General features: G+C 44.0%; 14 protein-coding genes. 7 read left to right on the plus strand and 7 right to left on the minus strand.

Going from position 1 to position 15,364, the window contains the following annotated elements; translation table 11 throughout:
- Positions 1 to 21 precede the first annotated feature (21 nt).
- Complete coding sequence (locus tag CKQ84_RS03400; RefSeq protein ID WP_028759411.1) at positions 22 to 252, minus strand: hypothetical protein; 231 nt, start codon at positions 250 to 252, stop codon at positions 22 to 24.
- Positions 253 to 323: 71 nt separating this feature from the next.
- Between CKQ84_RS03400 and CKQ84_RS03405 the strand changes: the two genes are divergently transcribed.
- Positions 324 to 740, plus strand: a complete 417-nt coding sequence (locus tag CKQ84_RS03405) for an META domain-containing protein (protein ID WP_105250104.1) — start codon at positions 324 to 326, stop codon at positions 738 to 740.
- A gap of 72 nt (positions 741 to 812) precedes the next feature.
- Here the strand turns inward: CKQ84_RS03405 and CKQ84_RS03410 are convergent, their stop codons facing one another.
- The gene (locus CKQ84_RS03410) at positions 813 to 2,147 is read right to left on the minus strand and encodes a dicarboxylate/amino acid:cation symporter (protein WP_105250105.1); all 1,335 of its coding nucleotides are present in this window, start codon (positions 2,145 to 2,147) and stop codon (positions 813 to 815) included.
- Between the two features lie 209 nt (positions 2,148 to 2,356).
- The gene (locus tag CKQ84_RS03415) at positions 2,357 to 2,653 is read right to left on the minus strand and encodes a hypothetical protein (protein WP_105250106.1); all 297 of its coding nucleotides are present in this window, start codon (positions 2,651 to 2,653) and stop codon (positions 2,357 to 2,359) included.
- A gap of 213 nt (positions 2,654 to 2,866) precedes the next feature.
- On the opposite strand from CKQ84_RS03415, the gene CKQ84_RS03420 reads away from it, so the two are divergent.
- On the plus strand, positions 2,867 to 3,310 hold the full coding sequence (locus CKQ84_RS03420) for a GNAT family N-acetyltransferase (RefSeq protein WP_105250107.1): 444 nt from the start codon (positions 2,867 to 2,869) through the stop codon (positions 3,308 to 3,310).
- A gap of 109 nt (positions 3,311 to 3,419) precedes the next feature.
- Here CKQ84_RS03420 and CKQ84_RS03425 read toward each other — a convergent pair whose 3' ends face one another.
- Positions 3,420 to 4,715: an aromatic amino acid transport family protein gene (locus CKQ84_RS03425; RefSeq protein ID WP_028761640.1), complete on the minus strand. Its 1,296-nt coding sequence runs from the start codon at positions 4,713 to 4,715 to the stop codon at positions 3,420 to 3,422.
- A 451-nt stretch (positions 4,716 to 5,166) separates the two neighbouring features.
- Complete coding sequence (locus CKQ84_RS03430) at positions 5,167 to 7,731, minus strand: acylase (RefSeq protein WP_105250108.1); 2,565 nt, start codon at positions 7,729 to 7,731, stop codon at positions 5,167 to 5,169.
- A 258-nt stretch (positions 7,732 to 7,989) separates the two neighbouring features.
- On the opposite strand from CKQ84_RS03430, the gene yjjX reads away from it, so the two are divergent.
- From yjjX to CKQ84_RS03450, 4 genes are all read left to right on the plus strand, one after another.
- The gene (gene yjjX, locus CKQ84_RS03435) at positions 7,990 to 8,553 is read left to right on the plus strand and encodes an inosine/xanthosine triphosphatase (RefSeq protein ID WP_105250109.1); all 564 of its coding nucleotides are present in this window, start codon (positions 7,990 to 7,992) and stop codon (positions 8,551 to 8,553) included.
- 1 nt (position 8,554) lies between these two features.
- Positions 8,555 to 9,604 carry a bifunctional helix-turn-helix transcriptional regulator/GNAT family N-acetyltransferase gene (locus CKQ84_RS03440; protein WP_173913145.1) on the plus strand — a complete coding sequence of 350 codons (1,050 nt, stop codon included), beginning with the start codon at positions 8,555 to 8,557 and terminating at the stop codon, positions 9,602 to 9,604.
- A gap of 241 nt (positions 9,605 to 9,845) precedes the next feature.
- The gene (locus tag CKQ84_RS03445; protein WP_105250110.1) at positions 9,846 to 12,308 is read left to right on the plus strand and encodes an ankyrin repeat domain-containing protein; all 2,463 of its coding nucleotides are present in this window, start codon (positions 9,846 to 9,848) and stop codon (positions 12,306 to 12,308) included.
- A gap of 161 nt (positions 12,309 to 12,469) precedes the next feature.
- Positions 12,470 to 12,889, plus strand: a complete 420-nt coding sequence (locus CKQ84_RS03450; protein ID WP_105250111.1) for a hypothetical protein — start codon at positions 12,470 to 12,472, stop codon at positions 12,887 to 12,889.
- Positions 12,890 to 13,034: 145 nt separating this feature from the next.
- On the opposite strand, the gene CKQ84_RS03455 is transcribed toward CKQ84_RS03450, so the two are convergent.
- Positions 13,035 to 14,234 carry a serine hydrolase gene (locus CKQ84_RS03455; protein ID WP_105250112.1) on the minus strand — a complete coding sequence of 400 codons (1,200 nt, stop codon included), beginning with the start codon at positions 14,232 to 14,234 and terminating at the stop codon, positions 13,035 to 13,037.
- 252 nt (positions 14,235 to 14,486) lie between these two features.
- Positions 14,487 to 14,804: a hypothetical protein gene (locus CKQ84_RS03460; protein ID WP_105250113.1), complete on the minus strand. Its 318-nt coding sequence runs from the start codon at positions 14,802 to 14,804 to the stop codon at positions 14,487 to 14,489.
- Positions 14,805 to 14,970: 166 nt separating this feature from the next.
- Between CKQ84_RS03460 and CKQ84_RS03465 the strand changes: the two genes are divergently transcribed.
- Complete coding sequence (locus tag CKQ84_RS03465) at positions 14,971 to 15,288, plus strand: ankyrin repeat domain-containing protein (RefSeq protein WP_105250114.1); 318 nt, start codon at positions 14,971 to 14,973, stop codon at positions 15,286 to 15,288.
- Positions 15,289 to 15,364 lie beyond the last annotated feature (76 nt).

Raw genomic sequence — 15,364 nt, forward strand, 5'->3', positions numbered from 1 at the left:
GCTTAATTAGGCAATACAAAATTACTTGGAATGCTCATCTTGGCGCTTCGCCCATTGGATAAACAGCACCACAGGATAGGGTGACATTAAGACCAACCCTAAACCAATCAGACTTGAGATCAATAACATGCCGCTTATCTCTAGACTCCATTGCGTCAACATATAAAACCCAAGTCCACAAACTAGCATCAATACACCTAACCAATGTAAAAACTTCAACAAATTCAGAGTACTTTTAAATGAGCCTGTCATATAAACCCCTTTAGATCTTACGAAAAACTTGTCACACTATGGCCATAATCATGGAAAAAGGAACCGCAACGATGTTAAAACAAACATTCATCTTAGGTGCATTACTCTTAGGCATCACAGCCTGCCAAAGTACCGATATAGCCCCAAATGATACCATTCCATTAGAAGGCCGCTGGCACATTGAAATGGTTCAAGGCCAACCGACTATCGATTACAGCCCAGCGCAAATCACCTTTGAGGCAGAAGGTAAATTACACGGCAACAACAGCTGCAATAACTTTTTCGGTCAATATACTCAGCAAGGCGAAGAGCTTAAGCTATCTCCTGCCGGTAGCACAATGAAAGCCTGTGTGGATGCCCTAATGCAGCAAGAGCACAAAGTGATGCAAGCTATGCCATTAGTTACCAAAGCAAAATTAGTGCAAGGCCGACTTACCTTACTTAACAGCGACGACAAGCCAGTGTTAGTGTTAAGCCAAATGAAGTAACCATAAAACTTGTCAGCATAAAAAAACCGCCAATGGCGGTTTTTTAGTTAACGAACCAGCAATAAAAGGTCCCTATGCTTTGACACTCTTAGCCGCTGCAATTTCGAGGGCGATATTCTGTTCGGCTATTACGGCGCTTTGATCTATGTCGGCATTATAATGCGCCATATCCAACTCATCTTCAGACTTTGCAATGACAGTCGTCGCCACTAAGTCACCGGAGACGTTTACCACAGTACGCACCATATCTAAAATACGGTCAATTCCCGCAATCAATGCCACCCCTTCTAAGGGAAGCCCTACGGTTGTGAGTACTAAAGTCAACATCACTAAACCCGCACCGGGCACACCCGCAGTACCAATAGAGGCCAACGTCGCCGTTAAAATAATGGTGAGATAATCGACGACAGTCAGGTCGATACCAAACGCCTGTGCCACAAACAGCACTGTGACCCCTTGGTATAATGCTGTGCCATCCATATTGATTGTTGTGCCTAGCGGTAATACGAAGCTAGAGATTTTCTTATGAACCCCCAAATTTTCACTCGCACACTTCATACTCACAGGGAGCGTGCCCGCAGAGCTCGATGTGGTAAACGCCACTAACATGGCATTGCTAATCCCTTTAAAAAACTGCAGCGGGCTTAACTTTGCAAATCCGCGCAGTAAAAAACTATAGAATCCAAGCACATGAATAATACAGCCAAGATACACAGCAATAATAACTTTGATCAGTGGCCAGAGCATATCAATCCCATACTCCCCCGCTACCCAAGCCATTAGCCCAAATACACCGTAGGGTGCGAGCTTCATCACCATGTCGGCCATTTTATACATGGCCTCAGCTAAACTTTCGAACACTTTAATTGCAGGTTTGCCATGCTCGCCAATCAGCACTAAGGCGATACCTAAAACAATCGCAAATACTATAACTTGCAAAATTTGTCCGCTTGCTAAAGCCGCAATAGGGTTCGTCGGCACTATGTCGATCAAAGTATCGACTAAAGAAGGTATTTCTTTGGCAGTTTGAGTCGCGCCTTCTGCCAATGACAAACCTAAACCAGCACCGGGTTGAAGAACATAACCGACAATTAAACCGATAGTGATCGCGATAGCCGTGGTAAAGAGATAAAATGCAAAAGATTTAAAACCAATACGCCCCATCTTGTTCGTATCTTGCATCGAAGTAACGCCCACAATCAGTGAGCAAAACACCAATGGCACAATCAGCATCTTAATGGAATTAACAAACAAGGTGCCTATCGGCTTTAAGTGAGTCGCTTGCTCGCCAAAGATGATGCCCACTAAAATACCTAGCACCATACCGATAACAATTTGCAGCCACAGCGGCACTGACATCCAGCGAGACCAAACACGGCCTAATGCTGACGACTTTTGTTTTGTCATATTGATAACCTTGAATTCGAAACTATGATGGGGCAAAGACCAAAACTAGCGCGCTAGTTTCTCAGTCTAAATGGGGCAATCGCCGAGTCTAGCAGAGGGGTTTTAATCGAGGGATGATCTGGGTCACGTTGAGCTAAACCGCCTTAAAATCAGTAATATTAACCAAACCAACTTTGTTAAATTGGCCGCTGAGATGTTAGTTTTCCTGCTTAAGCATCAAAATATTCTGTGACTTTTTTTGGTGCTATTTGCTGACGATAAAGCGACGCAGGCGGTTGCTCACGCTCAATCAAATAACTCCAATAATCGTCATCAAAACCACTGAAAATAAAGTCGGACTTACCGTTAGCTTTTAAGACCAACCACCACCAAACTAAACCCCATAAACCGAAGCTCAACAGCGTTAAAATAAAATGCAGAAGATGATTTATCTGTTCATCAGCAGCAATATCATAGACGGGTAAAATTTTAAGTTTATAGCGGCGAGTAGACTTAATAAATCCCATCATTAACTCACTTAGTTCAGCGAAAGGACACTAAAGATAAGCCTAGCAGATAAGACTTTAGTCGTACAAATATCCGCAGTAATAAATAATATCAGTGCCTAGCCTGCCACTGCCAAACTCGTTATCCCTCGTCGTTCCATGATAAAGTGAATCACAAAATGTTGTTTACTAAACAAGAGCGGTATTGCCAAATAACCGCCTAGGAGTTGTAGTATGTTGATTCGTAAAGCTAAGGCTCAAGACCTAATCGCCTTAGTGCAGTTTAATCAGGCCATGGCCCAAGAAACCGAAGGCCTAGCCTTAGATGAAGCGACACTGACTCGAGGTGTGGGCACGCTACTTGAGAGCCCGCAAAAAGGGTTTTACCTGGTCGCTGAAATCGCAGGTGAGCTAGTCGGCTCGCTCATGGTGACATTTGAATGGAGCGATTGGCGTGCGAAGGATTATTACTGGATCCAGAGTGTGTATATTCGCCCGAAAAATCGTCGCCAAGGCATCTATGCCAAACTCTACAGCGAAGTCAAACAACTGGCCGAAGCCAATGGTGGTGCCGCAAGCTTCCGTTTATATGTAGAACAAGAAAACCTCGCCGCACAGCAGACCTATCAAGCGTTAGGGATGAAGCAGAGTTACTACTTAATGTACGAAGAAAAATAAGCGATTCAAATCTTATACGTAATAAAAAAGGATCGGGCCAATGGCACGATCCTTTTCTTTTTACGACTCACGATTCACATTCAAACCGCGTTCCTACTAAGATTAAAACTTAACGAAAGAAGCCAAACAGAATAGCCGTCATTGCCAATAAACCCGCTATAACCACGAAGATATTGCTGATGCGACCACGGTGCGCTTTTAATGCTGGCACTTTGTATACAGCGTACATAGGCATCAAGTACAGGATAGCCGCGATAATTGGGCCACCTAAAGCTTCAATCATATTCAAAATACTTGGGTTTTTGATTGCCACGGCCCAAATCGTCACAAACATAAACACCAGAATAAATTTGTTGATTTTTTGCTCTGAAATGCCTTTTTTATTCGTGTCTAACTGCTTAACAATAATCCCCTTCATGCCTTCTGTCGCGCCCATGTAATGGCCAAAGAAAGAAGACACAATCGCGATAAAGGCGATTAATGGACCAAAGTAGCTCACAAAACCACTTGAATGCACGTTGGCGAGATAAGACAAAATCGGTAGATTCTGAGCTTTCGCTTCGGCCAATTGTGCTGGCGATAATGACAGCACACAAGAGAACACAAACAACATCACAAAGCCCACTAACATCATGGAAGTATTACGTAAAATAACATCAGCTTTGCGAGAAGCATTCGCGCCATGGTCACGTTTCAATGACACAGAAAACTGTGAAATCGCTGGAGAATGGTTAAAGGCAAACACTAAAACTGGAATCGTTAACCAAACTGTGCCTAAAAATGCACCCGCTTCTGGTACAACGAGTAAAGCATCCATTTTCCATTCTGGGATCAGGTAGATAGACATAAAGGCCAAAATACCCACCAGCGGATACACCAGCAATTGTGTCACTTTGAGCATGAATTTCTCACCTGCGACCATGACAGCCATCATACCGAGGATCAATACACCCGATAGAATGAAGCGTGGTGGCGATGCCATGCCTAACTGATTGACGATAAAACTATCAACAGTGTTGGTAATACCCACACCGTAAATTAATACAATCGGGTAGATAGCAAAGAAATACAGTACGGTAATGGCTTTACCCGCACCAACACCAAAATGCTCTTCAACTACTTGAGTAATGTCGCTACCAGGAATGCTTGATGAACAAACAAAACGAGATAAACCACGGTGGGCAAGATAGGTCATAGGACCGATGATCACTGCCATTAACACAAGAGGCCAAAAGCCGCCCATGCCCGCATTGATAGGTAAAAATAAAATTCCAGCGCCAACGGCAGTGCCGAACAAACTCAACATCCAAGTCGTGTCTTGGCGAGTCCAAGGTAAGTGTTTCGTTGAATCTAGATTCTGTGTGCTTTGAGGTGTTCCAAGAACACTGGTCGCATCTTTTTGCATATAAAAGTTACCTTACGGTGTGACTAGCATAATAAATTCGCGCTAAGGATAACCAAAAAAAGCCCATAAAAGTTGATCTGACACGGCTTTATGTAAGGGAATTTCATAATAAACTGATATTGAGATCTAGATCGCTGATTTAATGTAATAAGTTTTCAATGCAGCATCAAAACATATACATAAAAAGCCACTTAAAAATACAAGATATTCACCTCAAGCTAAATCCAGTGACATTGCATAAGCGCCGAGAAAAACAGCTAACCGGGCATATGTCACAAAAATCAACAAAACGAGACGCGCCACTACACACTCGCACCTAAGGTAGATCGAGATCACAGTCGTTAATGTTAAATTTTTACAAATCGCTATCAGTCGCAAACACGCATAAAAAACGGCTCATCCGGATTCAACTCCGAAGTGAGCCGCTAACGATTAAAGCGCAAAATCTAACTTATGGTTTTTGTAGTGTCAGCTCAGTTGTCGACACTACAGCTGGGGCTATGTCAGCCTCTTTGAACAACAAAGGACGGAAGCTTTTAGCACTCGAGTACAAGATACTTTGATCGGCAAACGCAGGCGTTAAGATATTACTCGACTCAGAGTAAGTTAAAATCCCCCGCGCCACAGGCCCCTCGTCGGTAAAGTTCACCGCCATCATCCAACTTGAACCATAACGCACTTGATACCCTTTCGCCGTTAAGCCAGAACTCATTGCCTTGCCAGTGACCACATCCATCGCAGCTGCATATTTGTGCTGCGGGATCAAAGTGTCATCACCCGACAAACTGGTTGAAAACACGTTGAATCCACCTTCAGCATTATGACTACCCGGCCAAGGTAAACGCGACCCGCTTGGCGTTCCATCTGGCAGAGATTTCTCCACAAATTGCACATCCCCTAATGGCGCATCTAAGGCAAAGCCTGCGGCCTCAAGGTTAAGCGCACTGTGAGCCAAGGCCTTTAAGGCACTGCCATCCGTAGTCAAGGTTTTAGGTGTCGTTGCCGCATTAGCGGGATCGAATCCTTGAGTCAACATGGTTGTTTGGCTGAATAGATGGGCAAATTCACGTAGTAAAGCACCACCTTTACAGTCGTTATCTTGCTTACCGTTCCACGCCTTTAATGCCGCACAAGCCGAAGAGATATCCTTAGATAAACTCGCCGACACCACCACAGGTGTACTGCCTTGGGCATCACACTGGGCAATCAAGTCAGGCAGCACTAACTCGGCGAGATAACTGCGATTCGACAGCACAGCCGCTTCGAGTTCTTCCAAGCTGAACTTGCCATCAGCCCCCGCGGCATCCTGCATTAAACTCAAGCCCATCCGTGTACGTAGTGATAGCTGTCCGGCCTCTGCGCCGTACATAGGCGAGAAGTAAGTCAGCGGTTCATTCAAGTTGGTCGACCAAAAGGAGTCATTGGAGTTTTGCACAAAGTCGCTGCGCTCAAGCTTGGGCGCACGCTCATAGGGCGTAGGAGCATCGAAGCTAAACAGTGAAGTGTTACCGGGTAAAATCGTAAATCCGGCTTTTGCCTTAGCCGCTTTAATATCCGGTGAGGTTTTTAACAACACGACTGCCGATTCGGATAATCCTGGCACAGTTGAGTCGTCGATATAGAAAGCATTGCCCTCTTTATCTGCGTACATAGTGTTATTGAAGATGACACCATCGTAGTCCTTAAATGCCTGTTGGAACTCTTCTTTGTTCGTCGCCATGTTCATGGCTAACCAATGGTCAACAGGGTCCATAGTCCCCATATTGGCATCTTGGATCATAAAGGCACTGCCATCATCCCAACCGAAAGGCGCTAAAGCGGGAGGAGCTTCGACCATAGGGCCTTTGGCCGTAGTATAAATATCTTTCTCGGCGATCAGCATGCCCGCAGGACCTGCATTCACTAGAACCGATACTGTCTCTTTGGTGATCGGCATAGGTTTACCATCAAACAAATACTGCATCCGATCACCAGAGACTAACTCAAGGTTATACATCACAAAATGCTCAGCAGTAGAGAAGGTATGAGTCCAAGCGAGATCTTTATTGAAACCAATATTAATCGGTCCTGGCATACCCACTAACGAGCCGCCCATCATATCTAAATGCCCTGGGATCGTAATATGGGATTGCCAAAAACGCAGGTTACCCGTATGCGGGAAATGCGGATTACCTAGCACCATGCCCTTACCATTTTCGGTTTTATCCTTGCCTAAACCCCAACCATTTGAACCTAAATCGCGGGGATTGGTCTCTGGTGTCGTGATACGAGCCGCGCGGGCAATCAACTTAGACTGCATATCGGCCACAAACGCAGTTTGGTCTTGGCTAGGCGCAGGCCCAACGATACGCGGCATGTATTCCTGTGCATCTCCTGGGTTAGCGTAAAAAATCAGATCGAGAAAGTTAGCTGCGCCCGGTAATAAGGCGATAGAAAACAAATAAGTCACCACATCTTCTGGCACTATGGGTTTCACCCAAGGCTGACCGCCACAGAAAGGTTCTGCCGTTTGTGTGCCTGCTTCGACATCAGCAAGATATTGGTTATAACCAGAGGTAAAACCTTGGATAAGTGCCCGAGAGTTTTCACTAAATTTCGGCCATTTTTCTTCGGCTTGCGCTCTGATCTTTAGCGCTTTATAGGCAAAATCTGAGATAAGGTTACCGTTATCTTCCGCCGTAGGTTGACCCGTAGTGAAGTCAATCGACGCATGGGGACCAAAGTACATAGAACGCTGTGAGTTCGCCTTGATAAAACCATCGGCTAATACACATAAGTTGTCCTGTGCCTGCGCATAACCGCTGCCAAAACCTAAACTTTCTAAGTTGTCAGCTTGGATATGCGGCACGCCATAGGTCGTACGGCGAATACTGGCTTTGAGTAAACCATTGGGGGCAAAAGTTTGCAGTTGAGTTTCAGGTTCGGTAGGCGTAGTGCTATCTTCGCTATCGTTACAGCCGGTCAGTATTACACCGCAGGCCATTCCCATAGCAATCACGAGTTTGTTGAATTTCATTATTATTATCTCTTGGTTTTGGTTCCTTCAATGACATAGCCTTACTGCCTATTCCAGCCCAAATTACTGAAGGAGCAATAGTTGCATGTCGCTTCCTAGTCCCTAAGGCTGGCTATTGCCTCCCCTACTGTTGGCTTTTTTACTGAGCTTCGCCGACGACTGTGGCAGAATAGAAAACCCAAACGCTTAGACACCTCAGACCATTTAAGCAATGATTCAAACGAGCGTCCACATTAAAATCCAAAATAAATAACTTATATGCAACAAAACATTATTAAGATAAAAGTGGGTTCTAAAAACCCTGTAAAAATCAACGCGGCAACTAATGCCATGGCACAACTGTTCCCTGAGAGCATCATAGAAGCTAGCGGTATGGATGCGCCTTCAGGTGTTGCGGCGCAGCCAATGACAGATCTCGACACTCGCCAAGGGGCGATCAATCGGGTGCGCTATTGTCAACAGCAGGACCCGCAAGAGACTAAAGCCGACTACTATTTTGCGATGGAAGGCGGTGTCGATTGTTTCGACTTTGGCCCTGCCACATTCGCCTATATCGCGATTGGCCATAAAGACCAGCTTGCCATTGGCCGCAGTGCGATTTTACCTTTGCCAATGCAAGTTTATCGGGCATTAGAAGCGGGGGGAGAACTCGGGGATGTCATGGATAGGTTGTTCAATACAATCAATATTAAGCAAAAAGGCGGTGCCATAGGTTTACTCACCCACGGCCATGCGACCCGTGAAAGTAATTACACCCAAGCGATTATTCTCGCCATGGCGCCATTATTGAATCCTGATATTTACACAGCAGATTGTTATTAATATGTTGCAAGAGGAGTTAAAGCCCGCTAACTTAGTTGTGACATGCAACCAAACCTATTCGACTATGGCTCAAACAGACGCACCATTGGCTCAAGATCCTGCGAAGCCTGTGACTCAAACTAAGCAAACGACTGAGCCAGGCTCATCCACCCAACTCAGGCATTTGTCTCGCTATCTGGTGAGAAATTTAGGCATGCTCAACGCCGCCTTTGGGGATTTACCCCTTTCGCCCGTGCAAGCCCATGCCCTGTTTGAGATAGGCAAGCAGCCCCTGACCATCAAAGAGCTTGCAAGCAAACTCAGCATTGATAAGTCCAATGCGAGCCGCGCTATCAAGCATTTGATCGATAAACATCTTGCCCAGAGTCAGGTGCACCCACGGGACAGTCGCTGCTTAGTTGTGCAACTGACACCTGCGGGTAAGAAATTACTCGTTAAATTGGATACTCAGCAGAATCAATTATTCCAAGGGATCTTAGCCCAACTGACTCCATTGCAAACTTCACAAATCGAAGAGGCCCTCGTGTTATATAACCAAGCCGTACATAACGCCAAGCAGCAAAGTGGTTGTCACATTCGCCAAGCCACAGCCCAAGATGATGCCGCAATTGCCAAAGTCATCCGCGATGTTTCGGCCGAATACGGCTTAACCGCGGATAAAGGCTATAGCGTGGCGGACCCGACCTTAGATTGCCTAAGCCAGATCTACTCCCAAGTGGGCGCCAACTATTGGATTATTGAATTAGAGGGCCGCATTTTAGGCGGCGCCGGTATTGCGCCTTTAGCTAACAATGATGGCGTCTGCGAACTGCAAAAAATGTACTTTATGCCAGAAATCCGCGGCAAAGGACTCGCAAAACGCGTAGCGTTAATGGCACTCGATTTCGCCCGCGAAACGGGTTATCAAAGCTGCTATTTAGAAACCACCGCTGTACTAAATGAAGCCGTAAAACTCTATGAGAAATTAGGCTTTGTACATCTGTCGGCTCCCCTAGGGAACACAGGCCACGACGCCTGCGAAATGCCGATGCTGCTAGATCTTAATCAATAGGATATGAAGCAGAATTCCAATCAAAGTAACAATGCCAAACATGTCATCATGCAACTTGTTTGGCATTATCAATTTGTATCACAAAATGTTATTCAAACAGGATCATTTTAATTATCAGTCTTAGGGCATAGTTTTTCTTAACTTAAATGCATTAATATATGGCAATTTTACCTCACTCAATTTTTAATAAATTGAAAGGTGTTTGATATCATTTTGTTAACGGCATTAAATAGGGAACATTATGCTCAGTTGGATTTTTAGTGATAAGAAACTCACACTTCGGGAAATATGCCTAGATAACACGCTTTCGACCTCGGCTAAAATAAAGAAAGTTGATCAATTTCTTGCCGATAGTGGAGATCTCAACTTTATTGATCTCAATGTTTCGCCCTGCAATATATTAGTTCCACTATCTTGCAGTCCTCAGTCCGATTTAGTGCTTATAAAATACTTGCTCAGCAAAGGCGCTAAAATCGAATGTAATGGTTTCAGTGCCTTGCATTCGGCTATTGAATATAACAACTCAGAACTCGTTACCCTATACCTAGACTCTAGTGCAAATCTTTACTTTCAAAATCAATATAATAATTGCTGGCTCAACTATCTATTTCATCCTAATCCGCAATATATCTATCAAGACCATCAACGTAGAGACATGATCGATCTTCTATTTGCAGCTAACTTAGATATCAATAAACCGGTGAGCTTTTGGACCAATGGTGAATTAAATCACCCACTAGAAATATTATATGATGAACGCAATAAAGATCTGTTCCTGCATATCATTAATAAAGATATCCCATTAGACATTGGCAAATTAAGCCTAATTGAAAACATTATTTCTTCGAGCGAATTTTGGGGAGTAGAAACATTTTCTCCCTTAGTTAAACGCTTCCCTGCATTTAAAAAGTCACGCTATATTATGGCCAACGATAGCAGCTTCTGGGATGATGCCAATTTACTCGAACTATGCGTTTACGCCAAAGCGCAAGACTACACTGAATACCTGTTAGACCATTATCCGCAGCTCAAAGCCGATTCTCACGCCAAAAGTTTGGTCTATGCGGCATTGACCTCAGAATTTGACCTTAGGATTATCGAAAAACTGATTAAGGCCACCGTCGATATCAATCGCATCTATAGGATGACACCGCCTGATGCCGACCATTCACCCTTGCTCAACCAATATATTAATAATGCCCAATTTACCGATCCGAATAAACGGAGTTACATCTACCAAGCCCTTGAACTCTTGCTCAAATATGGCGCTAATCCAAATGCCGAATTTGTGAATACGGGTAAACCCTATGAGATGTTAGTCTGGTCGAATTTACGACTATTGGTTTATCCAATGGTCGAAAAGAAAACCTTTCTGCCCGAGTTTTTCGATCTGTTCCTGCAATATGGTATGGATATCAATAAAAAATTTGGGGCGGTGGATGAACCAACCTTACTCACTATCTGCCAGCGTGGTTCAGGGAAAGAAGATCAAGCAACGCTTATCCAAGTGATGGAATATCTGCTCACCAAGGGGCTGGATTTAAGCCTCACCAATATCTACAACACTAACTATGTGTCCGCGGCGGCTATCTCCTGTCGAATCCAACTACTTGAATGGCTCATTCACCAAGGCGGGGATATTTTTACCCATTGTGGCCACGATAATTCGCCCATTCTACACAAGGCGATTTCGACCTACTGGTGGGATGAAATTACCGGCCCTATGCGGCGAAAAACCGTAGAACTATTACTGCGCCATGGAGCAAAGTTAGAAGAATTCTCGGTGGATGAGCAATTTACGCCATTAATGTGCGCCAGTTACTACGGCGCGCAGTCCTGCGTAGAGGCGCTACTCGAACATGGCGCCAACCCCAATGCCATCAATGGTGAAGACACCACTCCTGCCCTTTGCGCTGTGATAGGCGGCAGTTCAATCGAGTTCCCCCGCTTTGAATCAACAGCTGTGCGGATCTTAAGACTTTTGCAGCAATATGGCGCCGACTTAACCGTGACCAATAGCTTAGGCAATAGCCCGCTAATAGCGGCTATTGAGCAAGAATATAAAGAGATTTTCGAAGCGCTGCTGCAGATAGCCTCCTACAGTGAAACTCAGCTTGAGCAAGCACTCAGCAAAGCCCTGCCGCAAAGCTATTTCCAGCGCCGCCTGCTACAAACACTGGGGCGCGAGATACCGCCAGCCCCCACAACCATAGCCCACAATCGCGCAATACCAGCAACAGCTTCGAGCAATGCCGAGCCTATGACGGCCAATCCGCAAGCATCTGAGGGGAATGTGACACCAGCGCCCGTCAAGCAAACCAAATTAGAGGTGAGTAATGCGGCGGCAAATCGAGATAAAATCCCAACGCTATTTGATCTCAAAACCAAAGTGCAGAGCTTTTTTAAACTGATCGCCACCGATCCGACGATCACAGTTGAGCAACTCAATTCAGTAAGAGTCCTTATTGATCAATTGATAGAAAAGCTCGACAACTTTAGCTTTTTCCGCAATCAAGCGACAAAGGCCGAATTTGAGGAAGGTGTTCAAGAATATATCGATGAAACCGTCGAAGAAATTAACGGAATTATCGAGGATGATTATCCAGCGCTTACCGAAGCCTTAGTCGATTCAGTTTGGACTATTTTGCAGTACTTTAGGGTTGAGATTGATATCGAGACCGCACTTAGAAAGCGCTTTTGGTAACTGTAAGTCACAGATTAACGTCTCTTTGTTAGGGACGTTAATAATTAAAATAGAGTTTAAATTCTCTGTTAGCTAACAAACTTACACCCTTAACTAAAGAAAATGGCTCTTTAAAAGACACCAGTGCCGATAAAATCTATTCAATGAGGAGATTCAACCATATGAAACATCAAGTACTATTTGGTATAAAATCAACAAGTAAAGATGAAAAAACAATTCATAATAAACTCAAAGAATTTCTAGCATTAATAGATAGAAAAACATCTACAGCTAAGAACCCTACTATGCTTGAGAGTTTTTTACCATTCAGGATAAAACATTACCATTGGAATCTAAATAAAGAGACAGGCACATTCATTAAATTATTTCCCAATGTAGATCTTGATGAAAATACTTTCGCACCATCAAAACCTGAATGCAGCTGGTTATTGAGTATCATTTTCCACCAAGATTTTCCTGGATACGAAAGAATTAAATCCGAAGATTATATAATTAGCTTGTTAGACTCATTGAACTATGAATATGAAATGATATATGAAACAGATAGTCGTGATTCAATTAAATATGGCGACATTAAGTAGTAAAAGACTATATTTATTCCCTTAACGCGGGAGATAGTAGCCACTATCTCCCGCAGAAACTATATCTTAGTAATCTTTTAAGTACTAAAGTACCGTGCTTAATATCAGCATAAGGGCACTTATGTCAGTAGTCAGTTTACTCAAATCACTGTGCAAGTGATGTTTTAATAAGCAGTAACTGGCTACGAATGATTTGACGTATCTGATTATGCAGTTCAAATACTCGAGCGCGATCATTAAGATTTAGCGATAGATTTTCCAGCATCACCAGATCCAAATTGAATTCAGGATAATGCAGTGTCATCGACATATAGCCAGATAAATAGCCCGTATGACTGTATTCGATGAGACCATCGTCCTTATTGATCCTCACCCCATAGCCATAGCGCATATTCGGCCATAAGAATTGGATCTCGGTATACGCCGTTGTCATCCGTTGATAACTCTTTGCACTCATCAACTTGCCAGAATGTAATAGATGCTGAAAGGCGGCATAAGCTGGCGCTGAAGCAATTAATCCCCCTGCGGGCAACAAAGCTTCATCAAGCACTAAGTCAGCAGGGGCAATCACCTCGCTTTCCTGTAAACCTACGGCGAGTGAAGGCACTTTGGCGCGAATAGTCTCAATACTGCCAAGCTCAGCACTCAAGCCATTAAGCTGGTATCGCGTTGCAAACTGCGCCACTTGCTCGGCAAAGGATTGGTGATTGACCTTCTCAAGCACTTGCCCTAAAAGTGAATAACCGAAGTTGGAGTATTCAAATTGGCTTCCCGGCTCGAATCGATTGGCCTTACCCAGTTTATCGACACCCGATGTATGCGTTAGCAGTTGGTGCAGCGTAATCCGCTCGTCATATCGACTGGAATTAAGTGCATCTGCACTTGGATTTGCCCCCGCCACAGTGCCTTTTAGCGCCTTATTCTTCCCTTCAGCATCACCAAAAAGATAATGATTAAGCGATAGGTTTAAGTCGAGTTTCCCCGCATCGAGTGCCTGCAATATCAAGGTTGCAGTAATCTGCTTAGAGAGCGATGCCATCACAAAGCGCGAATCTTGACTAATACCTTCCCCCTTTTGCAGTTCAAGCTGCGGCTTGCCCTGCTCAAGCAGGATAACACTGCCACTAAATGGCTGCGGCGAATCCTTTATCGCGGCTTGGATTAAGGTCTTAATCTCCGCCACCTTCGATACTGAAGATGCGGTTTGGCTTTCAACGGCAATAGAGTTACTGCCTTGCCCGATTTGCTCTTGTTCAGCACCTGTTTCTAATAACAGACCAAAACTATTGGCACTTGGGAATAATAAAAAACCAGTCAACAGGGTACTGATAACACTCAAACGCATGGGTTATCCTTAACGTAATTAACAAATAATGCTGCCTGCTAGAAAAAAGCAAGCTTATCACAAGCGCTTTTTATGGATAATACAATTTAATCTTTACAATTGAATTATAAAGGAAATATTCCATATAAAAATGACACACCAAAGTGATACCTAGGGCGACGAAGCTAATCCGAGCAGTATAAACCAAGTGGCAGTCTGCCCCAGTTTGTAGACTGAATATCTCAAGTTGCAGCGAATACACATTCAAAATGGCTATAAAACGACAATAGTAATAATTATCGCACCTAACATATATAAGCCTGCAGAAAGTGATATCGATTTTAGTGGGCTAAACTCCTCAACTTCCAACGTCTGTATATCTTCAATTTTGACTAGTTGCCCTTCTCCCTCGATCTGCTGTTCCGTTGCACTTTCGACTTGAAATTCCATTTGTTCGCCAGATATTGTGGTGACTTTGACCTTTTCACCTATGTAGCTGGATACCGATTGAGAATCCAATTTAACTTCATTGAGTGAAGAGCATGCGCTGAGGGAGAAACAGATAAGTGATACTACTGCTAACTTTTTCAAACAAGCCTCCTATCCTACAACTATTACATCCATGATAAGTTATACCTGTAGATATAAGCATTTAGGTATAAGCTATTCAGCTTACGGAGTTTCGCCCACAAGTTAAAGAAACCTAGGCTAAATCCACTTAAATTAAATCCTTTGGATGAGGTTAAATAGCGATCAAATGAGCACTGAACTCATCGATGCGGTTAAAGCCAAAGATACGCTTGCTGTTAAGCGCATTATTGCAAATGACGCTAATCTTGAAGGCGTGGACAATGGCGGGATGACGGCACTCTTGCATGCCTGTGAGTTGCAGTCTTTTGAACTGCTCAAATTATTGGTGGATGCGGGGGCCAATGTGAATCATCCAAACTCGCAGGGATATCATCCGCTCGATATTGCTTACTGGCAGGGTGAGTTCCGCATGGGATGCTATACCGCTGAGAGTGAGCGCATGGTGAGCTATTTAACCCGCCACGGCGGCAAATCCTTTAGCTAGGTGAGGTGCTAAATAGCATCAAGATGCGAAAGCTAAAAACTGCAAAATGATAAAAAGCCCTATAAACAAAAATCGC

The organism is Shewanella sp. WE21 (assembly GCF_002966515.1).
Lineage (GTDB): Bacteria > Pseudomonadota > Gammaproteobacteria > Enterobacterales > Shewanellaceae > Shewanella > Shewanella oncorhynchi.